At 65.8% G+C, this 21,864-nt stretch carries 14 protein-coding genes and 3 rRNA genes; 2 read left to right on the top strand and 15 right to left on the bottom strand.

What is annotated here, in order from left to right; all coding sequences use genetic code 11:
- Position 1 precedes the first annotated feature (1 nt).
- A complete protein-coding gene (locus JOF29_RS09300) occupies positions 2-949 on the bottom strand; it encodes a copper transporter (protein WP_209693802.1) in 948 nt (315 codons plus the stop codon).
- Between the two features lie 47 nt (positions 950-996).
- On the opposite strand from JOF29_RS09300, the gene JOF29_RS09295 reads away from it, so the two are divergent.
- The gene (locus JOF29_RS09295) at positions 997-2,232 is read left to right on the top strand and encodes an RNA-guided endonuclease InsQ/TnpB family protein (protein ID WP_307863548.1); all 1,236 of its coding nucleotides are present in this window, start codon (positions 997-999) and stop codon (positions 2,230-2,232) included.
- A gap of 37 nt (positions 2,233-2,269) precedes the next feature.
- On the opposite strand, the gene steA is transcribed toward JOF29_RS09295, so the two are convergent.
- From steA to JOF29_RS09260, 7 genes are all read right to left on the bottom strand, one after another.
- Positions 2,270-3,451, bottom strand: coding sequence for a putative cytokinetic ring protein SteA (gene steA / locus JOF29_RS09290; RefSeq protein ID WP_209693801.1), 1,182 nt, complete (start codon positions 3,449-3,451; stop codon positions 2,270-2,272).
- 97 nt (positions 3,452-3,548) lie between these two features.
- Complete coding sequence (recN, locus tag JOF29_RS09285; protein ID WP_209693800.1) at positions 3,549-5,279, bottom strand: DNA repair protein RecN; 1,731 nt, start codon at positions 5,277-5,279, stop codon at positions 3,549-3,551.
- Positions 5,280-5,448: 169 nt separating this feature from the next.
- On the bottom strand, positions 5,449-6,375 hold the full coding sequence (locus tag JOF29_RS09280; protein WP_209693799.1) for an NAD kinase: 927 nt from the start codon (positions 6,373-6,375) through the stop codon (positions 5,449-5,451).
- A gap of 12 nt (positions 6,376-6,387) precedes the next feature.
- Positions 6,388-7,203: a TlyA family RNA methyltransferase gene (locus JOF29_RS09275; protein ID WP_209693798.1), complete on the bottom strand. Its 816-nt coding sequence runs from the start codon at positions 7,201-7,203 to the stop codon at positions 6,388-6,390.
- Positions 7,204-7,215: 12 nt separating this feature from the next.
- Entirely contained in the window at positions 7,216-7,746 is a 531-nt protein-coding gene (locus JOF29_RS09270; RefSeq protein ID WP_209693797.1) for a hypothetical protein, read from the bottom strand.
- Between the two features lies 1 nt (position 7,747).
- Positions 7,748-8,320, bottom strand: a complete 573-nt coding sequence (locus JOF29_RS09265; protein ID WP_209693796.1) for a polyhydroxyalkanoate synthesis protein PhaF — start codon at positions 8,318-8,320, stop codon at positions 7,748-7,750.
- Positions 8,321-8,386: 66 nt separating this feature from the next.
- Positions 8,387-9,493, bottom strand: coding sequence for an HAD-IIA family hydrolase (locus JOF29_RS09260; protein ID WP_209693795.1), 1,107 nt, complete (start codon positions 9,491-9,493; stop codon positions 8,387-8,389).
- Positions 9,494-9,639: 146 nt separating this feature from the next.
- Between JOF29_RS09260 and JOF29_RS09255 the strand changes: the two genes are divergently transcribed.
- On the top strand, positions 9,640-10,785 hold the full coding sequence (locus JOF29_RS09255) for a DUF1015 domain-containing protein (protein ID WP_209693794.1): 1,146 nt from the start codon (positions 9,640-9,642) through the stop codon (positions 10,783-10,785).
- 1 nt (position 10,786) lies between these two features.
- Here JOF29_RS09255 and JOF29_RS09250 read toward each other — a convergent pair whose 3' ends face one another.
- From JOF29_RS09250 to JOF29_RS09220, 7 genes are all read right to left on the bottom strand, one after another.
- Positions 10,787-11,647 (bottom strand): CHAD domain-containing protein, encoded by an 861-nt coding sequence (locus tag JOF29_RS09250; protein ID WP_209693793.1) that lies wholly within the window; start codon positions 11,645-11,647, stop codon positions 10,787-10,789.
- 3 nt (positions 11,648-11,650) lie between these two features.
- Entirely contained in the window at positions 11,651-12,637 is a 987-nt protein-coding gene (locus tag JOF29_RS09245) for a tetratricopeptide repeat protein (RefSeq protein ID WP_307863229.1), read from the bottom strand.
- Positions 12,634-13,512 (bottom strand): hypothetical protein, encoded by an 879-nt coding sequence (locus tag JOF29_RS09240; RefSeq protein ID WP_209693792.1) that lies wholly within the window; start codon positions 13,510-13,512, stop codon positions 12,634-12,636. The genes JOF29_RS09245 and JOF29_RS09240 overlap by 4 nt, the downstream gene beginning before the upstream one ends.
- Before the next feature lie 1,277 nt (positions 13,513-14,789).
- Positions 14,790-15,824: a biotin synthase BioB gene (bioB, locus tag JOF29_RS09235; RefSeq protein WP_209696048.1), complete on the bottom strand. Its 1,035-nt coding sequence runs from the start codon at positions 15,822-15,824 to the stop codon at positions 14,790-14,792.
- Positions 15,825-16,025: 201 nt separating this feature from the next.
- Positions 16,026-16,143 (bottom strand): 5S ribosomal RNA (gene rrf, locus JOF29_RS09230).
- A 128-nt stretch (positions 16,144-16,271) separates the two neighbouring features.
- Positions 16,272-19,391: ribosomal RNA gene (locus JOF29_RS09225) — 23S ribosomal RNA — on the bottom strand.
- A gap of 474 nt (positions 19,392-19,865) precedes the next feature.
- Positions 19,866-21,390 (bottom strand): 16S ribosomal RNA (locus JOF29_RS09220).
- Together the 16S, 23S and 5S rRNA genes form the textbook arrangement of a ribosomal RNA operon.
- Positions 21,391-21,864: the final 474 nt, after the last annotated feature.

Here is a 21,864-nt window from a genome sequence, read left to right as displayed (position 1 = left end):
GTCAGTTTCCCTTGGTCTGTACGGCTGACGGCGCGATGCCGTTCTTCGCGTTGATCGCGCCGTACTGCCCCGCCTTCCCGGTGATCTGCTCGGCGAGTGCGAAGACCACCGTCATCTGGCCGGCGGGGAGATCGGCCACGTCCACCGAGGAAACGATCTTGGTGGCGTCGGAGTCACTCCGCAAGGCCTTGAGCAATCCGCCGTCGTTCGCGGAATCCGGCGTCCCGGCGACGACGACCCCGCCGCTGCCCATGTCCAGGCCCTTGATGAAGTCCACGGCGTCGGTGTACGTCGAGTTGTCCGGGGTCGGCGTCGGCGGCTTCGCGGCGATCACCACGATCAGGCTGGACCGGTCCTTCACCGTCGACGGCTTCAGCGACAGCAGCTTCGCGCCGGTCAGCCCGCTGAGCACCTTGGTCGCGTCCGCGTCGACGGTCTTGCCCTCCTCCTTGGCGGCAACCCCGCGCGCGAGCAGCAGGCCGGCCCGCTGGTACGTCGTACTGTTCGGCGTGATGTTCATGTCCGCGGTGACGAGTTGCTGGACCAGCGTCTCAACCAGCTGGCGCTGCCCGCTGTCGAACAGCTTCGGGTCCAGTGACACCTTGGAGGAGATCGTGCCGCCGGCCTTCTCCAGCTCGGTCTGGACGCCGTCGCTCAGGTCGCTGTCGGCGTTCGGCATCGTGACGAGCGTGATCTTCTTGTTCGCCAGCTTGCCGGCGGTCAGCCCGTCGGTCACCTTGGCGACGTAGTCGTCGCGGTACTTGTCCAGTGCCTTCACCTGGACGAGCTCCGCCCGGGCGTCGGCGAGTTGCTGGCGATCCTTGTCGGCCTGCGCCTGGACAAGCTCGCTGCCGGTGCCCTTCAACGGGCCGGCCCCGAGCACCACACCGGCGCCCAGGGCGAAGAAGATCGCCACGATCGAGACGATGTGGTAGCGAAAGTCGATCACACGAACCTCCGGAGGAAGCTCAGTCCTTGGAGATGGGGCGGGGGCAAATGCACCGCGGAGCAGCGATCCCGGAATTGTCGGTGACGCATGGCAGGGTTCCTTTCATGTCCAGGTACCGTCTCGCACCGACCCCGGAGCAGGTAACTTTGCTGCTTGGGCAGTGCAGACACGCGCGGTACGTGTGGAACATCGCGCGGGAGCAATGGGGAATGTGGTCGCCAGGCCGCCGCAGCTATACACCAGGGTTTGCTGAACAGTCTCGCCAGTTGACCGAAGCTCGCGCCGAGAACGGCTGGTTGCGGGCTGGGTCGCAAACCGTGCAGCAACAAGCGCTGCGGGACTTCGATCGCGCTGTCGCCAATTTCTCTGCGGGAACACACGGCCGCCCGACCTGGCGTCGGGCCGGTGTACACGAGGGGTTCCGGGTTGTCGGCGCCCAAGCTCAGCGCGTCCAGAAGCTGTCCAGGAAGTGGGCGCGGGTGCTCGTTCCGAAGGTTGGATGGGTCCAGTTCCGGATGTCCAGGGCACTGCCCGACGCGAAGTCCTATCGAGTCACTTGCGACCGCGCCGGCCGCTGGCACATCGCGTTCGCTGTCATTCCGGACCCGATCGCCGCGCCCGGAACCGGTGGAGTTGTCGGGGTCGATCGGGGCGTTGCGGTGTCGGCGGCACTCTCGACCGGTGAACTCTTCAAAGTCCCGGGACTTCGGGCCGGTGAGCGGGCGCGGTTGGTGCGGTTGGTGCGCGGTATCTCGCGCACCAAGCGTGGGTCGAACCGTCGCACAAAACTGCGGGCCGCGATCGCGAAGGTAAAGGCCCGCGAAGCGGACCGACGGAAGAACTGGGTCGAACAGACCTCCACTGCCCTGGCGCGCAGATTCGACCTGATCCGTGTCGAGGACCTCCAGATCATGCAGATGACCAAGTCCGCGAAGGGGACGGTGGACGAGCCGGGTCGGCGCATTGCTCAGAAAGCCGGTCTGAACCGAGGCATCCTCGCCAATGGCTGGGGCATGCTCGTGACCCGTCTGGAGCAGAAGGCACCCGGCCGGATCGAAAAGGTCAACCCTGCCTACACCAGTCAGACCTGTCCGCGGTGCGGGATCGTGGACCGGGGGGCGCGCGAGAGCCAAGCCGCCTTCCGCTGCCGATGTTGCAGTTACACCGCGAACGCTGACGTGAACGCAGCACGAAACATCGCGGCCGGACGGGCCGCGACCGCACGCCGAGACCCGATGTCTGGGTCCGAGAAGCGTGAACCTCAACTCGCTACCTCCGCGTAGCACGGTTGGAATCCCAGCCTCCAGGGATGGGTGGACGTCAAGTGAACAGCTCCCGGATCCAGTAGACGAGGTCGTTCCAGCGCGCCCGCAGGATCGACCAGAGCACATCGTCGGCGCCGATGGCGACCAGCGCCATCCCGACCGCGAACAGACCGGCCACGATCAGCGCGACCACCTGGAACGTCGAGACCCGGCTCCGGTACAGCCGGCCGACGCCCTTCGCGTCCACCAGCTTGGCACCGACCCGCAGCCGGGTGATGAAGGTGCTCGCCATCCCGGAGCGTCCCTTGTCGAGGAACTCCACCAGCGAGTTGTGGGTGCCGACCGCGACGATCAGCGAGGAACCCTTGGAGTCGGCCAGCAGCATCGCGACGTCCTCGCTGGTGCCGGTGGCCGGGAACTCGATCGACTCCACGCCGAGCCGCTCCAGCCGTTCGGACCCGGGCGCGCGGCCGTCGCGGTACGCGTGCACGATCACCTCGGCGCCGCACCTCAGCGTCTCGTCCTTGACAGAATCCATGTCCCCGACGATCAGGTCCGGGACGTAGCCGTTCTCGACCAGGGCGTCCGCGCCGCCGTCGACGCCGATCAGCACCGGCCGGTACTCGCGGATGTACGGCTTCAGCGCGACGAGGTCGTCGCGGTAGTCGTACCCGCGGACCACGATCAGGACGTGCTTGCCCTCCATCGGCGTGTGGATCTCCGGTACGCCGACGCCGTCCAGCAGCAGGTCCTTCTCCCGGCGCAGGTACTCCAGCGTGTTCGCGGTGAAGGCCTCGAGCTGAGTGGACAGCCCGGAACGGGCGTCCTCCATCAGGTTGGCCACCGAGTTGCTGTTCTGCGCGACACCCTTCGCGACCGCCTCCGGCCCGCGGTACAGGGTGCCCTCGTCGAGCCGGACCTGTTCGCCCTCGTGCAGCACCGAGAACACCTCGCGACCGACCCCGTCGACCAGCGGGATGCCCGCCTCGACAAGGATCTCCGGCCCGAGGTTCGGGTACCGGCCGCTGATCGAGTCGGCCACGTTCACGACCCCGGCGACCTTGCAGTCGACCAGCGCCTCGGCGCTCACCCGGTCCAGGTCGACGTGGTCGATGACCGCGATCTCACCCGGCTTCAGCCGTTTGGTGAGATTCTTGGTACGTCGATCCAGCCGGACCACGCCGGTGACGCCGGGCAGTTCAGTGGTACGTGCTCTCCGCAGGCTGGGCAGTTTCATCGCGCTCTCATCCTGCCATGTCAAGAGCCCCTTACCTGCTCATTTACCCGGGTGGCCCCTGGTTCACGCACCGAATTAACGGTGACGGTGCGTGAAATCATCCTTTCGAACGACGCTTCCGGCGCGGTTTGTGGCGTTCGGCGGCAAGTGCGAGCAGTTCCTCGGCGTGCGTCTGCGCAGCCTCGGAGTTCTCCAGCCCGGCCATCATCCGGGAGAGTTCCTTCAGCCGGGCGTCGTCGTCCAGCGCCACCAGACCGCTGGTGGTGACCGATCCGTCGTCGCTCTTCAGTACGACCGCATGACGATCGGCGAACGCCGCCACCTGCGGCAGGTGGGTCACCACGATCACCTGGGTCTTCTCGGCCAGCCGCGCGAGCCGCTTCCCGACCTCGACCGCGGCCCGGCCGCCGATCCCGGCGTCGATCTCGTCGAACACCAGCGTCGGCACCGGATGCGTGTCGGACAGGATCACCTCGAGCGCGAGCATCACCCGCGACAGCTCACCGCCGGACGCGGCCTTCTGCAGCGGGCGCGCCGGGCTGCCCGGGTTCGCCGCGAAGCAGAACTCGACCTCGTCGATCCCGAACGGGCCGGCGGTCGTCTCGTGCACCTCGACCGAGAGCTTCGCGTGCGGCATCGCCAGCCCGGTCAGCTCTTCCGACACCGCGACGCCCAGCCGTTCGGCCGCCTCGATCCGGGCCGCGCGCATCTGCTGCCCGAGATCCGCGAGCGTCGCGTCCAGTTCGGCCAGCTCGGCGTTCAACTGCTCCACGCGGTCGTCGCTGCCGTCCAGCTCGGCCAGCCGGGTCGCGGACCGCGTCGCCCACTCCAGTACCTCGTCGACGATGCCCTCGTCAGCGCCGTACTTGCGTACCAGAGCAGTCAGCAATGCCCGCCGCTCGCTCACCACGGACAGCCGCGCCGGATCGGTGTCGACGTCGGTGGCGTACGACGAAAGCTCCTGCGCCAGGTCGGCCGCCAGGTAGCCCAGCTCGCCCGCACGATCGGCCAGCTCGGCGAGCTTCGGGTCGTGCTCGCGCTCGCCGTCCAGGACCTGTTTCGTCAACGCCAGCAGGCCGAGTACGTCGTTCGGCCGGGTCGAGTCCAGGTCCTCCGAGGCGATCGCGTCCGCGGCGGTGGTGGCCGCCGTACGCAGACCGTCGGCGTACGCGAGCCGCTGCTCCTCGGCCGCCAGCTCGAGGTCCTCGCCGGGCAACGGCTCCGCCTTCGCGACCTCGTCCAGCCCGAAGCGCAACAGATCCGCCTCGGCCAGCCGATCGCGCTCGCGGGTGGTCAGCTCGGTCAGCTCCGTCTCGACCTCGCGATGCCGCTTGTACGCCGCGGAGTACTCCTGCAGCGGGACCAGAACCGCCTTACCTGCAAAGGTATCGAGCGTCTCGCGCTGCCTCGCGGGCTGCAGCAGCCGCCACTGATCCGCCTGCCCGTGGATCGCGACCAGATCGCCGGACACCTCGGCGAGCACCGACACCGGCACCGACGCGCCACCGAGGAACGCCCGCGAACGGCCCTCCGACGACAGCTCCCGCGCGATCAGCAACTCGTCGTCGTCCAGCTCACCGCCACGATCCTCGGCCTGCTGCACGATCGCCCGCGGTACGGCGCTCGCGCGGCCCTCGACGCGTGCCCGGCGGGTCCCGTGCCGCACCAGCCCGCTGTCGGCGCGACCCCCGAGCAGCAGGTTCACCCCGGTCACGACCATCGTCTTGCCGGCACCGGTCTCACCTGTGACGGCGGTGAATCCGGGGTCGAGGTCCAGCGTCGCGTCCTCGATCACGCCCAACCCGGTGATGCGGATCTCGGAGAGCATGTCAGTGTCCTGTCGACGGTGATGGTTGCACGATAGCGGTGTCCAGGTGCGTGCATCGCAAGGCGGACGAGCGCCCTCGATGCGGTGTTTCATCGTGGGTGCTCGTCCAACGCCGCGAGGTGCGTGCCTGGGCGCCGATAGCGTGTGACCAGCATCGTCGACAGGACACTTAGTGTCCGTTTCCGTTGCGTTTGCGCTCGGCGGCCCCACGCCAGCCGAGCACCGGGAGGTCGAACTTCGCCACCAGCCGGTCGGTGAACGGCGCCTCGTGGGCACGCGCCAGCCGGACCGGCGTCGTACCCCGGCGGACCTGGATCTCGGCGCCGGGCGGCACCTCGACCATCCGCCGGCCGTCGCACCACAGCACACCACGGCCGTGCCAGGACGGCACCAGCTCGATCGACAGCCGCGACGTCGGCGCCACCACGATCGGCCGCGAGAACAACGCGTGCGCGCTCAGCGGCACCATCAGGATCGCCTCGACCTCCGGCCAGACGATCGGCCCGCCCGCAGAGAAGGAGTACGCCGTACTGCCCGTCGGCGTCGCCACCACGACACCGTCACATCCGTAGCGGGACAGCGGCCGGTCGTCCACCTCGACCAGGACCTCGAGCATCTTCTCGCGGGCCGCCTTCTCCACGCTGGCCTCGTTCAGCGCCCAGGTCTCGAAGATCAGGTCGTCGTCCAGCCGGACGTCGACGGCCAGCGTCATCCGCTCCTCGACCGTGTACGTCCGGTCCACCACCACCTGGACGATCCGCTCCAGGTCGTCGACCTCGGCCTCGGCCAGGAACCCGACGTGGCCCAGGTTCACCCCGAGCACCGGCGTACCGTGCGGGCGGGCCAGCTCGGCGCCGCGCAGGATCGAGCCGTCGCCGCCGAGCACCATGATCAGCTCGACGTCGTTCGCCGCCTTCTCCGGGTCGTCGACGATCTCCGCCGGGTCGAGCTTGAGCTCCTCGGCCTCACCGCCGAGCAGCCGGACCTGCATCCCGGCGTCGGTCAGCAGCCGGTGCGCGGCGCGAGCGGCCTCGACCGCCTGCTCCCGGCCGGTGTGCGTGACCAGCAGCACGCGCCGGGGCTCGTGCTCAGCCAACCCCTGCCTCCTTCACTGCGGCCCGAGTTCAATCGCCGTTTGGAGCATCGTCTCATCGAGAGGCGGCGCTTCCCGGCGTATCCACAGGAAGTATTCGACATTTCCTGACGGACCAGGCAACGGACTGGCGGCGACGCCCTCGATCCCCCACCCGAGTTCCTGTGCCTTGGCCGCGACTCCTCGGACCGCAGCAGCCCTCAGCTCCGGGTCGCGGACCACGCCACCCTTGCCGATCCGCTCCTTGCCGACCTCGAACTGCGGCTTCACCATCAGCACCAGCTCGCCGTCCGGCTTCACCACACCGATGAGCGCGGGCAGTACGAGCGTCAGACTGATGAAGCTCAGGTCGCTGACCACCAGGTCGACGGGATCCCCACCGATGTCCTCCAGCGTCAGCGTCCGGACATTGGTTCGGTCCATCACGGTGACCCGGTCGTCGGTCTGCAGCGCCCACACCAGCTGCCCGTACCCGACGTCGACCGCGGTCACGTGCGCGGCCTCGTTACGCAGCAGTACGTCGGTGAACCCGCCGGTCGACGCACCGGCGTCGAGGGTACGGCGGCCCTTCACCTGGACGTCCGGGAACGCCTCCAGCGCGCCGATCAGCTTGTGCGCACCGCGGCTCGCGTACCCGGGATCCTCGTGCTCGGACGTGTCGACGACGATCGGCGCATCCGCACCGACCCCGGTCGCGGGCTTGCCGGCCACGGTCCCGGACACCTTCACCTTGCCGGCCGCGATCAGCTCACTCGCGTGCTCCCGGGAGCGCGCGAGTCCCCGCCGTACCAGCTCCGCATCGAGCCGCGACCGCTTGACTCCCTTGGCCACTCTCTCGGCCGCTCAGCCCCGGTCGCTCTGCTCGGCGTCGGCCTCGACCAACGCGGTCTGCAGTCGCTCGTGCAGATCGGCGTACACCTCACCGTGCTCACTGACCGGCCGCTCCCGCAACCCGTCCAGCCGAGCCATCGTCTCCTCCACCAACGGATGCCCGCCGTCATCCCCTCCGTACGCCGGATCCCCGCCGGAGCCGTCGCCGTCGTACACCGGATCCTCGGCCGAGCCACTGTCGTACGCCGGGTCCTCGCCGGAGCCGGTGCCGTCGTACGCCGGGTCCTCGGCGGAGCCGGCTTCGAAGGCGTGCTCGTGCTCCTCGCCGGGAGCCCGGGCGAACTCCGGCCCGAACTCCACAGCCGCAGGATCCACGTGCGCGCCCGCCGACTCCCGCGCCGCATCGTGCGGCGCGTCCTGCGCACCCGGCTCGGTGTCGTAGTCAGGGTCGGGCTTGGGTTCCTCGGAGCGGTACGGGTCGAAGCCGGGCTCGACATCCGGATCCACGCCCGGTGGGAACTGCTCGCCTGGATGCTCGGTCATCTCAGGCCTTCTTCGCCGTCTTCTTCGCCGGGGCCTTCTTGGCCGCTTTCTTCGCCGGGGCCTTCTTCGCAGCAGCCTTCTTGGCAGGCGTCTTCTTGGCAGGCGTCTTCTTGGCAAGCGTCTTCTTGGCAGGCGCAGCCTTCTTGGCCGCGGCCTTCTTCGCCGGGACCTTCTTCGCCGGGGCAGGGGCCTCGTCGACCACGGTCGCCTCGACAACGTCCTCCACGACCGGCGCCGGCTCGGCAGGCCGCTCCGCCGCGGCAGCGTGCGCCTCGGCGAGCTCGGTCTCCAGCGCCTTCACCCGTCGGGAGAGCCCCGCGACCTCCTCGGACCGGACGAACCCGAGCCGCGCGACCGCGCCCTCGACCTCGTTCGCCACGATCGCCTGCAGCAGCTGACGGTTGCTCTTGCTGGTGGCAACGATCTCGTCGGCCAGGTCGCTCACCCTGGTCGTCAGCGAATCCGCCCCGGTCTGCTGCAAAAGCGCCTTCGCAGCCGACTGGGCCTTCTGCTTGGTGACCTCGGTCAACCCGTTCGCCAGTTGTACGTACCCGCGCAGCGCGTCCATCACCATGACTGCCTCCTAGCGTCGTCCCCAGCAACGGTATCGCCTCGGTGCCGCAATACCAGCCGCACCTACCTACTTGTCGAGGCCGATCCGGTGCAGGGCCGCGTCCAGGGCGATGGAATCCGCTGTCGGAGCAGGCTTCGGGCGGGGCCGCCGGCCGCGGGCGGTCGCCTTCGCGGCCTTCGCAGGCTCGGCGGGCGCGTCGACCGCCGCCCAGACCGCGGACAGGATCGCGCGCAGACCGTCGTACGGCTCGCCCTCGCCCTTCACCGTGACGGCGTTGTTCACCACCTCGGCGGTCCAGCCCTCACAGGTGTGCTTGCCGCCGTCGACGGTCACCCCGGGCTGCTTCTCCGCCAGCGCCCCGAGCCCGGCAGCGACGTACGTCGGCCGCTGGTTCTTCGGCGCCCGCGCCAGGTCGTACGCGTCGTTCACCCCGGTCGCCACCCACAGGCTCGCGATGCCGACCTTGTTCGCGCCCTCGATGTCGGAGTCCAGCCGGTCCCCGATCATCAACGGGCGCTTGGCTTCCAGCCGTTCGATGCTGGTCTCCAGCAGCGGCGGCTCGGGCTTCCCGGCGACCACCGGGTCGACGTCGACGGCGGCCCGGATCGCCTGCACCAGCGTCCCGTTCCCGGGCGCCTTGCCGGCCGCGGTCGGGATCGTCAGGTCCAGGTTGGTCGCGTACCACTTCGCGCCCTCGTTGATCGCGTGCGCGCCGTCGGCGAGCATCACCCAGTTCACGTCCGGGTGGAAGCCCTGGACGACCGCGACCGGGTGCCCGTCGCTGCTCCGCACCGGCGTCAGCCCGTACTCCTCGAGCGCGACGTACAGTCCCTCGCCGCCGACCACGAGCACCGGCGAGCCCTTCGGGAACTCGCTCGCGACCAGCTTCGCCGCCGCCTGCGCGGAGGTCACCACGTCGTCGGCGAGCACGTCCAGCCCGAACGACGCGAGGTGCTCGGCAACGATCGTGGCCGGCCGGCTCGCGTTGTTCGTGATGAACCCGATCCGCATGCCTTCCTTGGCGGCCTTGCGCAGGTTCTCGGGCGCGTCCGGCACGGGGTCGGGACCGACGTACACGACACCGTCGAGGTCCAGCAGCGCCACGTCGTACCGGCTCGCGAGCGCTTCGTCACACGCCGACAGCGGTTCCGGCGCAGTTCGTTCCTTGGTCATCTGGCCTCCCGGTCTGGACTGAGGAGCGGAGGGAGCGAAGCGACCGGAGCGACGAGGGAAGACCGGGAGTCACAGCCCGATGGCCCGCCGGCGCCGGAGGCCCGGCAATGCGCACAGCTCATCGGGCCTCCCGTACGATTCCGCGCATGCCGGATGCGGTACTGAGACTCGATCCCCTGCGCGCGTGGCGGTTCGTCGCGGGCAAGGTGAGTGCACTGGGGGCCGTCACGTCGCCGCCGTACGACGTGCTGGAACCCGCCATCGTGCGGCGGCTGACTGACTCTGATCTGTACAACATGGTGAGGCTCATCCTTCCACGCGATCCGGATCTCGGACCTGCCCGGTACGACGAACCGGCGCACCGGCTGTCCGGGTGGCAGCGGGACGGTGTGGTGGTGCAGGACGAGCAGCCGGCTTTGTACGTGTACGAGCAGCGCCTGGGGGACGCCCTACTCTGCGGGCTCGTCGGCGCGTTGCAGCTGGACCCGACACGTCACGTAGTACTGCCGCACGAGGACGTGATGCCGCACTGGGTCGCCGACCGCCTGAGACTGATGCAGGCGACGGACGCCGACCTGGAGCCCATTCTGCTCGCGTACGCGGGAGGTGGCGTGGCCAGTGACGCAGTGGATACGGCACGGTCCGGCGAACCCTGGGTGGAGGCCGAGACGTACAACGGCGCCGAGCACCGGATCTGGCGCATCAGCGACCCGGAGGTACTGGCAGGAATCGAGGCGGAGCTCGCCAAACACGAGGCCGTCATCGCGGACGGGCACCACCGGTACGCGGCGTACCTGGAGCGCCAGTTGCGTGAGCCGTACCGGCAGAGCGCAGAGGTCGGCTTGGCCATGCTGGTCGACTACGTACGGCACCCGCTGACGCTGGATCCAATCCACCGCGTCGTACCGGGGCTGGACCTGGCGACCGTGCAGCTACGCACGCCGTCCGGCTGGCAGATGCAGCCCGGTCGGGTGGAGGGCGACCCGAACCGCATCTCGGTCACGGACGGCTCCAGCTGGCTGACACTCCATGCGGCATCGGACGCGCCAGCGGTCACGCTGCTGCACCAGGTGCTGCTGCCGGCATGGGGAGTGTCTGAGGACACGCTCAGCTTCCACCACACCCTTGCGGACGCCCTAGCACTTGCTGACGCGCAGCAGCTCGCCGTAGAGCTCACAGCACCTCACATGGACCAGGTATTGCGTTCTGCGGCGCAAGGCGTCGTACTGCCGCAGAAGGCCACGTCGTTCGGCCCGAAGCCACGAGTGGGACTGCTGTTCCGGACGCTGTGAGTCAGGGGCGGTGATACAGGCTGAGGAACTGCTCGCGCAGCGGCTTCCGCGCGGCTCTGTGGCGCTCTGTGAGGCGTCCTAGCGTGAACGAGAGCTCCGGGTCGTCCTGAGCAGCCGCCTCGACAGCCATGGCCGTCAGAGCGTCCGCCGCGGCACAGTGGTCCTGGTGCTGGCCCAACAGCTCCTGGTACGTCGCTGCGTGCGCGGCTGTGGCTTTCGCCTCGTCACCGAGTACGGCGGCGCTCGTGTCGGCGGCGTACCGCACCCGCTTCGCCAGCAGACGTACCTGGTGCCAGTCATCGTCAGGGGTCCACGGCCGGAGCTTGTCAGCCTCCTGGGTGAACTTGTCCGTGGCTGAGCGCAGCAGCTGCGGGAGGACCTCGCTGCAGGGCTTGTCCGCGTTGGGCTTCAGGTCGGGCGCTGCGGCGACGGCCTCGAGTGTTGCGAGCAGATCCCTCGTCGAGTCGCTCAGGACCACCTCAGCGGAACGGGCGGCTGCGCGGTCCAGGCCGAGGGTGAGCGTGGTGAGGATCGTGTCGACGTGCTCTGCGTTGTCCTCGCTGGTGGTGTTCTCGCGGACGAGGTCGGCGATCACCTCGAGGTCACGGGCCTCGCCGCAGGCCTGAGCGAGCGAGGCGAGGTCGGCTCGGAGTCCGGTCGCCCATTCGCCCGCCAGCAGTTTGCGGAACAGCTTCAGGTCGCTCCGCAGCCGCCGGCAGGACACCCGGACCTGGTGGATGGCGTCGTCCTCCTCGTTCGCCACCATCCGGACCGACTTCTGCAGCCGCTGCGCTCCCCTGGTGAGCGCAGCCGCCACCAGCACACCAACCGGGTCCTCGGCCGCCAGGCCCCCAACCCCCACGCCCTACTCCCCGCCGCCCTTGCTCTCCCCGCCCGCCACACCTTCAGCAGATCCGCCCTCGACCTCGCCGAGGTCCTCGACGTCCGTACCGTCGCCGCCATCGCCGGTTTCGCCGGTTTCGCCGGTTTCGCCGGTTTCGCCGGTTTCGCCGGTTTCGCCGACATCGTCCGTGCCGCCGACATCGTCCGCTTCATCGACGGTGTCGTCCGTCCGGTCGACATCGTCCGTGCCGTCGTCGGTGTCGTCATCCGTCCCGTCGACATCGTCCGCTTCGTCGGCGGTCTCGTCGTCCGCTTCGCCGGTCTCGTCGCCGGTGTCCGCCTCGTCGACGTACTCGTCGTCCACCACACCATCGTCATCGTCGAGGTCGGTGAACTCGAGCCCCTCCAACTCCGCCGCCCGCTCGGCCGCGCCGGTCACACCGTCACCGTCGACCCCAGCCGCCCGGTGGAACCACACGAGCGCGTCATCGGTCCGCCCAACCTCCGCCAACGCGTCGGCGTACGCGTACCGCAGCCGCGGCAACCACTCCGCCCGCGTCCGCTTGGTCAGCTCCGGCACCTCGAGCATCTGAATCGCCGCCGTCGTCTGCCCGAGATCCCGCCGCGCGCCGGCCGCCACGATCAGCAGCTCGACCTGCGTCGGCTCCGACAGCTCACGAGCGTGCTTGTCCTTCGTCAGCGCCAGCGCCTTCTCGGGCCGCCCAAGCGCGCGCTCGCAGTCGGCCATCATCGCGAGCACCTCGTGGTTCCCGGTCATCCGCCGTACGGCCCTGAACTCGGTCAACGCCTCGTCGTAGTGCTCAGCCAGGTACGCCGTAATCGCGACGGCTTCGCGCACTCCGCCGAGCCGCGCCGCCAGCCGCCGCGCCGTACGCGCATGCTGATACGCAAGCTCCGCGTCCTCGTCGAGGAACCGCCCGGACGCCACCAGGTGCTGCGCCACCAGATCCGCCAACGTCCGCGGCAACGACCGCAGCTCAGCCTTCACCCCACGATCGAGCTCAGCCCCCGTGATCCCCTCCGGAATCTTCGGATCGTCCCGCCGAGGCCCAACCCTCTCCTCCCGCTCCTCCCGCCGCGGCCCCCCACGCCGCTCGTCCCGGCCCCCACGCTCATCCCGCCGAACGCCCCCACGCCCAGCACCACCAGCCCCAGCCCCGCGCCCGGCCCCACCAGCACCGCCCCCACGACCACGCCCATCAACCCGCCCCCGCGAATCCCCACGCTCATCCCGCCGGAACCCACGCTCGTCCCCACCACGCTCATCCCGCCGGGACCCGCGGTCGTCACCGCCGCGATCATCCCGCCGGTACCCACCGCGATCCTCGCCACGGTCATCCCGCCGATACCCACCAGCGCCCTGACCACCACGCTCGTCCCGCCGGGCTCCGCGGTCGTCGCCGCCACGGTCATCCCGCGGATACCCGCCCGACCCTTGAACCCCACGGTCGTCGCGCCGGAACCCGCCACGGCTGTCTGCACCACGCTCGTCCCGCCGGGCTCCGCGGTCGTCGCCGCCGCGATCATCCCGCCGATACCCAGCCGACCCTTGACCTCCACGGTCGTCGCGCCGGAACCCACCACGGCTGTCCCCACCACGCTCATCGCGCCGGAACCCACCACGGTCGTCGCCCCCACGGTCGTCCCGCCGGAACCCACCGCGATCCTCGCCACGGTCATCCCGCCGATACCCACCAGCGCCCTGACCACCACGCTCGTCCCGCCGGGCTCCGCGGTCGTCGCCGCCGCGATCATCCCGCCGATACCCAGCCGACCCTTGACCTCCACGGTCGTCGCGCCGGAACCCACCACGGCTGTCCCCACCACGCTCATCGCGCCGGAACCCACCACGGTCGTCACCACCGCGGTCGTCCCGGCGGAACCCACCGCGATCGTCGCGTCGCGAACCGGCTATCCCACGGCCCGCGCCGGCACCACGCGCGCCGCCGCGCTCGTCCCGGCGATATCCACCGGACCGATCGTCTCGCCCCTCGCCGGACATCTGCCCGCGGAACGGATCCCGCCGATCCTTGTCATCCCCTCGGGACCCAACAAACCCACGCCGGTTCTCGAACGAGTTCTCATCGCGATCGCCGGAACCCGAACGCCCAGCCCCGGACCGCCCACCAGCAATCCCACTACGCCGCACCGGCGCCCCACCAGACCGTCCGCCGGCGCCCCCACGAGCACCGCCACCACCGCCACCACCCGATCGAGGTCCGCCGCCCAACCGGGGTCCACCACTCGACCGGGGCCCGCCGTTCGAACGTGGCCCACCACCCGAACGAGGGTCACCGCTCGAACGTGGCCCACCGCTCGACCGGGGACCGCCCGAACGAGCACCACCGGAAGCCGACTGTCCCCCACCCGATCCGGACCACCCGGCGCCCGAACCGCCACGCCCCGGAGCCCCGCGACCATCACCGGAACCGCCCCGACCGCCACCAGACCCACTGCCGGATCCCGGACGACCCCCCGATCGACCAGAACCAGCCCCACCGGAACCCGACCGGTTACCGGAGTCAGAACGTCCACCACCAGTACGGCCGGAACGGCCGGCGCCCCCGGAGGAACCGCGACGGTCCCCAGAACCGGAGCGAGGATTGCGAGGTGGCGTCGCCACGATGACTCCTAACAATGCTGAAGATCAGTAATCGGACAAACGTTACCGTCCCAACCATCGATCCACCGCATCCGACCATTTCCCACCAACCCTCATCCCCACAAGTGGGTCAGGCCCCGCGAGGTCCGCCCACAGGCAGCCCACCGATCACCACCCGAACAGCCCGCAGGCCGATCGACCACAAGCGGTGGCCGACGGCGAGGACCAGGATGACTGACACGTCCCCCGCCACCCGGCGACCCCCGCGATCACCATCGCCACGCCCACCGCCGACCACACCCGCGGCCGACGCTGGCGGCCGACGGCACCGTGATGGGCACCGGACCGGGCTGTGTTAACCGTCGCCACGAGCACCCCCTCCGGCACCACCACATCCACCGCCCCACGCACCGCCACCGCCGCACCCACCGCCACGCGCGCCGCCTTCGGCGCCACAGCCTCAGGCACCGCTCCGCGCACCACCTCCAGCGCCACAACCTCAGGCACCAGCCCGCGCACCAGCTCGGGCGTCACGGCGTTAGGCGTCTCTGCGTGGGCTGGTTCCGGCACCGCGGCGTCTGGGGGTGACCAGGTCGTGGCGTACATCCGGCGATGTCGTGTGGTCGAGTCCCTCGACGGTGAAGCCGGCGTCAGCGATCAGCTGTAGATCGTCAGCGCCCGGCTGCCCCTCGCTGGTGAGGTAGTCGCCGAGGAAGATCGAGTTCGCCACGTGCAGCGCCAGCACCTGCAGTCCGCGCAGATGGATCTCCCGGCCGCCGGCCAAGCGCACCTCGACGTCCGGAAAGCAGAAACGGAACAGGGCGAGAATCCGCAGGCACCTCTCCGGGGTCAGCTCCCAGCGCCCTCCCAGTGGCGTTCCCTCGAACGGGATCAGGAAGTTCACCGGCACCGAGTCCGGATCGAGCTCGCGCAGCGCGAATGCCAGATCGACGATCTCGTCGTCCGACTCCCCCATGCCGAAGATCGCGCCCGAGCACGGCGACAACCCACCTCGCGCCGCACGTTGCAGGGTCTCGACCCGGTCCCCGTACGTATGCGTCGTACAGATGTCGCCGTAACGCTGCTCGCTGGTGTTCAGGTTGTGGCTGTACGCGTAAGCCCCGGCAGCACGCAGCCGCTCGGCCTGCCCAGCCTGGAGCAGCCCGAGGCAGACACAGATTTCTACTTGCGGGTGCTCATCCTTGATCGCGCCGATCACACTCTCAACGCGGCGGATATCACGATCACCTGGGCCGCGCCCGCTTGCAACCAGGCAGACCCGCTTCACGCCGGCTGCGACGGCATCGCCGGCGAGCTGCGCGGCCTCAACGGAGTCGATCCACGAGTACTTCAGGATGTCCGCGGTCGAGCCGAGACGCTGCGAACAGTAGGCGCAATCCTCCGGGCACAATCCGCTCTTCAGATTGACGATCGTATTCAGCTTCACCCGCCGCCCGAAGAACTCACGTCGTACCTTGAACGCCGCAGCCACCACGTCCACGAGCTCGTCCTCGCCCGCGAGCACCTGAAGCGCATCTGCACGTGTCGGTAGTTCGCGCTTGAGCGACGTCATAACGAGTTTCTCGAGCAAAGTCACCGTTCGATCGTCACCCGAGCGGGAAACGCCGGCAATTGGCAAAAGCCGATAACACGCGGCTGCCGATCTTGCACGTACGACGCTTGCCGGGACACCGCGCGTCGTTCATCAAGTGTGTATTCGTCTGGGGAAATGTTAAGGGCCACCCCTCGCGGGGTGGCCCTTAACAGTGTGAATGTCCGGCAGCGTCCTACTCTCCCACGACCTCCCGGTCGCAGTACCATCGGCGCTGAAGGGCTTAACTTCCAGGTTCGGAATGGAGACTGGGTGTTTCCCCGACGCTATGGCCACCGAAACTCTATAAGAACACTATCAACCAACACAGAACCACAAAAAGGGCTGCTGGGGTGACCGTATCCTGGGAACTATACAGTGAACGCGAACATCGTTACAGAGCGCAACTCAAGGCTTGAAGTTTAGATAAGTGACAAGCCCTCGGCCTATTAGTACCAGTCAGCTCCACACCTTACGGCGCTTCCACCTCTGGCCTATCAACCCAGTGGTCTACTGGGGGCCTTACCCGGTTAACCCGGTGGGAGACCTCATCTTGAAGCGTGCTTCCCGCTTAGATGCTTTCAGCGGTTATCACTCCCGAACGTAGCCAACCAGCCGTGCTCCTGGCGGAACAACTGGCACACCAGAGGTTCGTCCACCCCGGTCCTCTCGTACTAGGGGCAGCCCTTCTCAAGTCTCCTGCGCGCGCAGCGGATAGGGACCGAACTGTCTCACGACGTTCTAAACCCAGCTCGCGTGCCGCTTTAATGGGCGAACAGCCCAACCCTTGGGACCTACTCCAGCCCCAGGATGCGACGAGCCGACATCGAGGTGCCAAACCATCCCGTCGATATGGACTCTTGGGGAAGATCAGCCTGTTATCCCCGGGGTACCTTTTATCCGTTGAGCGACGGTGCTCCCACATGCCACCGCCGGATCACTAGTTCCGACTTTCGTCCCTGCTCGACATGTCTGTCTCACAGTCAAGCTCCCTTGTGCACTTACACTCAACACCTGATTGCCAACCAGGCTGAGGGAACCTTTGAGCGCCTCCGTTACCTTTTAGGAGGCGACCGCCCCAGTCAAACTACCCACCAGGCACTGTCCCTGATCCGGATAACGGACCAAAGTTAGACAGCCAGAACAATCAGAGTGGTATTTCAACGATGACTCCACCCGAACTGGCGTCCGAGCTTCACAGTCTCCCACCTATCCTACACAAATTGTACCGACCACCAATACCAAGTTGTAGTAAAGGTCCCGGGGTCTTTCCGTCCTGCTGCGCGTAACGAGCATCTTTACTCGTAATGCAATTTCGCCGAGTCCACGGTTGAGACAGCGCCCAAGTCGTTACGCCATTCGTGCAGGTCGGAACTTACCCGACAAGGAATTTCGCTACCTTAGGATGGTTATAGTTACCACCGCCGTTTACTGGCGCTTAAGTTCAAAGCTTCGCCGGCCAAAACCAGCTAACCTGTCCCCTTAACGTTCCAGCACCGGGCAGGCGTCAGTCCGTATACATCGAATTACTTCTTCGCACGGACCTGTGTTTTTAGTAAACAGTCGCTTGGGCCTGGTCTCTGCGACCATCACCGCTTCCCTCAGCAAGTAAGGTAACGGATCCGGTCCCCCTTCTCCCGAAGTTACGGGGGCATTTTGCCGAGTTCCTTAACCATGGTTCACTCGATCGCCTTGGTATTCTCTACCTGATCACCTGTGTCGGTTTGGGGTACGGGCGGCTCTAACACTCACTGCGAAGTTTTTCTCGGCAGCATGGGATCATCCACTTCCCCTAAACGGGTCCGCCTCGGCTCTCAGGCTAAATAAGACACGGATTTGCCTATGCCTCGCCCTACCACCTTGCCCGCGGATCAGCTTACGCCTACCATCGCCGCGGTTGGACTACCCTCCTGCGTCACTCCTCAATGCACCTACTACCACCTCGGGCCACCAACCCCACCAATCCATCCGAAGACATCATGGTTTCATTGGCTTAGCATCAGCAGATTCGGTCGGGTCGTGTTAATGCCGGTACGGGAATATCAACCCGTTGTCCATCGACTACGCCTGTCGGCCTCGCCTTAGGTCCCGACTTACCCAGGGCAGATTAGCTTGACCCTGGAACCCTTGATCATTCGGCGGACGGGTTTCTCACCCGTCATTCGCTACTCATGCCTGCATTCTCACTCGTGCAGCATCCACAACTCCATCACTAGGCTGCTTCACACGCTGCACGACGCTCCCCTACCCACCCACACACCTGGATGTCCAAAGACACCGAGTACACATGTGAGTGCCACAGCTTCGGCGGATTGCTTGAGCCCCGCTACATTGTCGGCGCGGAATCACTTGACCAGTGAGCTATTACGCACTCTTTCAAGGGTGGCTGCTTCTAAGCCAACCTCCTGGTTGTCTGGGCAACTCCACATCCTTTTCCACTTAGCAATCGCTTAGGGGCCTTAGCTGGTGATCTGGGCTGTTTCCCTCTCGACTACGGAGCTTATCCCCCGCAGTCTCACTGCCGCGCTCTCACTTACCGGCATTCGGAGTTTGGCTGATTTCGGTAAGCCGGTAAGCCCCCTAGACCATCCAGTGCTCTACCTCCGGTAAGAAACACGCGACGCTGCACCTATATGCATTTCGGGGAGAACCAGCTATCACGGAGTTTGATTGGCCTTTCACCCCTATCCACAGGTCATCCCCCAGGTTTTCAACCCTGGTGGGTTCGGTCCTCCACGCGGTCTTACCCACGCTTCAACCTGCCCATGGATAGATCACTCCGCTTCGGGTCTAGAGCATGCGACTAAAGCGCCCTATTCAGACTCGCTTTCGCTACGGCTACCCCACACGGGTTAACCTCGCCACACACCACTAACTCGCAGGCTCATTCTTCAAAAGGCACGCCGTCACACCCCACAAGGGAATGCTCCGACGGATTGTAGGCAATCGGTTTCAGGTACTATTTCACTCCCCTCCCGGGGTACTTTTCATCTTTCCCTCACGGTACTAGTCCGCTATCGGTCACCAAGAAGTATTTAGGCTTAGCGGGTGGTCCCGCCAGATTCACACGGAATTTCAAGAGTCCCGTGCTACTTGGGAAAACACTCGAGAGTCGCTGTCTTACGCCTACAGGGCTATAACCCACTACGGCTCAACATTCCAGAAGATTCGACTTCAACAACGATTGATAACTCTCTGACACCACGGCATTAGTATCTGAATGCTCCCACGACCCCACATGCGCAACGCACGCCGGCTATCACACGCACATGGTTTAGCCTCATCCGCTTTCGCTCGCCACTACTCACGGAATCACTATTGTTTTCTCTTCCTGCGGGTACTGAGATGTTTCACTTCCCCGCGTTCCCTCCAGAACCCTATGTGTTCAGGCACTGGTAACTGGCTTTAGAATGCCAGCTGGGTTTCCCCATTCGGACACCCCCGGATCACAGCTCGGTTGCCAACTCCCCGGGGCTTATCGCAGGCTCCAACGTCCTTCATCGGCTCTTGGTACCAAGACATCCACCGATTGCCCTTAGTAGCTTGTCACAAAAACTAAAAGCAAAATTACGCTACAAAGAGATGCTCGCGTCCACTATACAGTTCTCAAAATACGGGCAGGAACACCAACCCAAAACCACCACACACCGCAGAAACCCACCCCACCAGGGAAACAACACACCCAGAAGAATGAACCCCACCGCAGTCTGGTGAGAGCCGGCCCCAGCCACCCAACCAACCAGAAACACCCAGTTGGCCCGTGACCCTTGAAGAAACAGTCCCCGAACTCACACGAGTCCAGAGCCCGATCCCTCAGGACCCAACAGCGCGCCTCGGCCCATCCCTCACACCATCCCCACATTCCACGCCCACCCCAAAGGATCAGCAGTACTAGCAAGAACAACACAAGTTCCAGACCTAATGGTCAATGTTCCACAATCCGAAGCACCATCACCCCCAGAACATTCGCCTGAGAAAGTGATGACATGGACACCCACAACATGAGCGCCAAGTGCTCCTTAGAAAGGAGGTGATCCAGCCGCACCTTCCGGTACGGCTACCTTGTTACGACTTCGTCCTAATCGCCAGCCCCACCTTCGACGGCTCCCTCCACAAGGGTTAGGCCACCGGCTTCGGGTGTTGCCGACTTTCATGACGTGACGGGCGGTGTGTACAAGGCCCGGGAACGTATTCACCGCAGCGTTGCTGATCTGCGATTACTAGCGACTCCGACTTCATGGGGTCGAGTTGCAGACCCCAATCCGAACTGAGACCGGCTTTTTGGGATTCGCTCCACCTTACAGTTTCGCAGCCCTTTGTACCGGCCATTGTAGCATGCGTGAAGCCCTGGACATAAGGGGCATGATGACTTGACGTCATCCCCACCTTCCTCCGAGTTGACCCCGGCAGTCTCCTATGAGTCCCCACCACCCCGAAGGGCGTGCTGGCAACATAGGACGAGGGTTGCGCTCGTTGCGGGACTTAACCCAACATCTCACGACACGAGCTGACGACAGCCATGCACCACCTGTATAGGACCCTTACGGACCCCCCATCTCTGGAGGATTTCCCTATATGTCAAACCCAGGTAAGGTTCTTCGCGTTGCATCGAATTAATCCGCATGCTCCGCCGCTTGTGCGGGCCCCCGTCAATTCCTTTGAGTTTTAGCCTTGCGGCCGTACTCCCCAGGCGGGGCGCTTAATGCGTTAGCTGCGGCACGGAGGACGTGGAATGTCCCCCACACCTAGCGCCCAACGTTTACGGCGTGGACTACCAGGGTATCTAATCCTGTTCGCTACCCACGCTTTCGCTCCTCAGCGTCAGGTAAGGCCCAGAGAGCCGCCTTCGCCACCGGTGTTCTTCCTGATATCTGCGCATTCCACCGCTACACCAGGAGTTCCGCTCTCCCCTGCCTACCTCTAGTCTGCCCGTATCGGAAGCAGGCTCGGGGTTGAGCCCCGAGTTTTCACTCCCGACGTGACGAACCGCCTACGAGCCCTTTACGCCCAATAATTCCGGACAACGCTCGGACCCTACGTATTACCGCGGCTGCTGGCACGTAGTTGGCCGGTCCTTCTTCTGCAGGTACCGTCACTCTCGCTTCGTCCCTGCTGAAAGAGGTTTACAACCCGAAGGCCGTCATCCCTCACGCGGCGTTGCTGCGTCAGACTTTCGTCCATTGCGCAATATTCCCCACTGCTGCCTCCCGTAGGAGTCTGGGCCGTGTCTCAGTCCCAGTGTGGCCGGTCGCCCTCTCAGGCCGGCTACCCGTCGACGCCTTGGTAGGCCACTACCCCACCAACAAGCTGATAGGCCGCGAGCCCATCCCCAACCGCCAGAACTTTCAACCACAAACCATGAGGCCCATAGTATTATCCGGTATTAGACCCCGTTTCCGAGGCTTATCCCAAAGTTGAGGGTAGGTTGCTCACGTGTTACTCACCCGTTCGCCGCTCGTGTACCCCCGAAGGGGCCTTACCGCTCGACTTGCATGTGTTAAGCACGCCGCCAGCGTTCGTCCTGAGCCAGGATCAAACTCTCCGTTGAAAAATATAGACAAGCTGAGCCGAAGCCCAGAGAGTCAACAACATCGAATGATCCTTTGAACATCAGAAACAAATCAAACTGACTTGTCATCCGTTATATTTCAAAGGAATCCGCCACAGACAACAACCATCCCACACCCAACCCAGAAACCTGGGGGGCTAAGGATCGTCATCTAATGCCTGTAAACGGGGTTAATGCATCTTTCGGCATTGACTTTCGGCACGCTGTTGAGTTCTCAAGAATCGGGCGCACACCGCAGCTTGGCCTTGCAGCCAGTCTCCCGGGGCAACCTGCGTTACTCTACCGGACCAGATCCACCGAGTCAAGACCCAGTTTTTCTCGATCCCCACCCGCGTCCTGCTGGCCGACCCGAGTCCGAAGACACGTTCCGGCTGAGCTAGCCTTTGGGGGTTTTGGAGCGACCGGCCGCTTTCGCGTCCCGCGCCTCGCTTCCAACAAGAAGAACAGTACGTG

It is taken from the genome of Kribbella aluminosa, assembly GCF_017876295.1.
Taxonomy (GTDB): Bacteria; Actinomycetota; Actinomycetes; order Propionibacteriales; family Kribbellaceae; genus Kribbella; species Kribbella aluminosa.
Note: the sequence above shows the minus strand (reverse complement) of the source record. Positions and strands in the feature narration are given on the sequence as shown.

Bases quoted from the DNA above. Each gene is read 5' to 3' on its own strand.
- JOF29_RS09295 (WP_307863548.1), top strand. From the start codon at position 997: ATGCACCGCGGAGCAGCGATCCCGGAATTGTCGGTGACGCATGGCAGG.
- steA (WP_209693801.1), bottom strand. From the start codon at position 3,451: ATGAAACTGCCCAGCCTGCGGAGAGCACGTACCACTGAACTGCCCGGC.
- recN (WP_209693800.1), bottom strand. From the start codon at position 5,279: ATGCTCTCCGAGATCCGCATCACCGGGTTGGGCGTGATCGAGGACGCG.
- JOF29_RS09270 (WP_209693797.1), bottom strand. From the start codon at position 7,746: ATGACCGAGCATCCAGGCGAGCAGTTCCCACCGGGCGTGGATCCGGAT.
- JOF29_RS09265 (WP_209693796.1), bottom strand. From the start codon at position 8,320: ATGGTGATGGACGCGCTGCGCGGGTACGTACAACTGGCGAACGGGTTG.
- JOF29_RS09260 (WP_209693795.1), bottom strand. From the start codon at position 9,493: ATGACCAAGGAACGAACTGCGCCGGAACCGCTGTCGGCGTGTGACGAA.
- JOF29_RS09255 (WP_209693794.1), top strand. From the start codon at position 9,640: ATGCCGGATGCGGTACTGAGACTCGATCCCCTGCGCGCGTGGCGGTTC.
- bioB (WP_209696048.1), bottom strand. From the start codon at position 15,824: ATGACGTCGCTCAAGCGCGAACTACCGACACGTGCAGATGCGCTTCAG.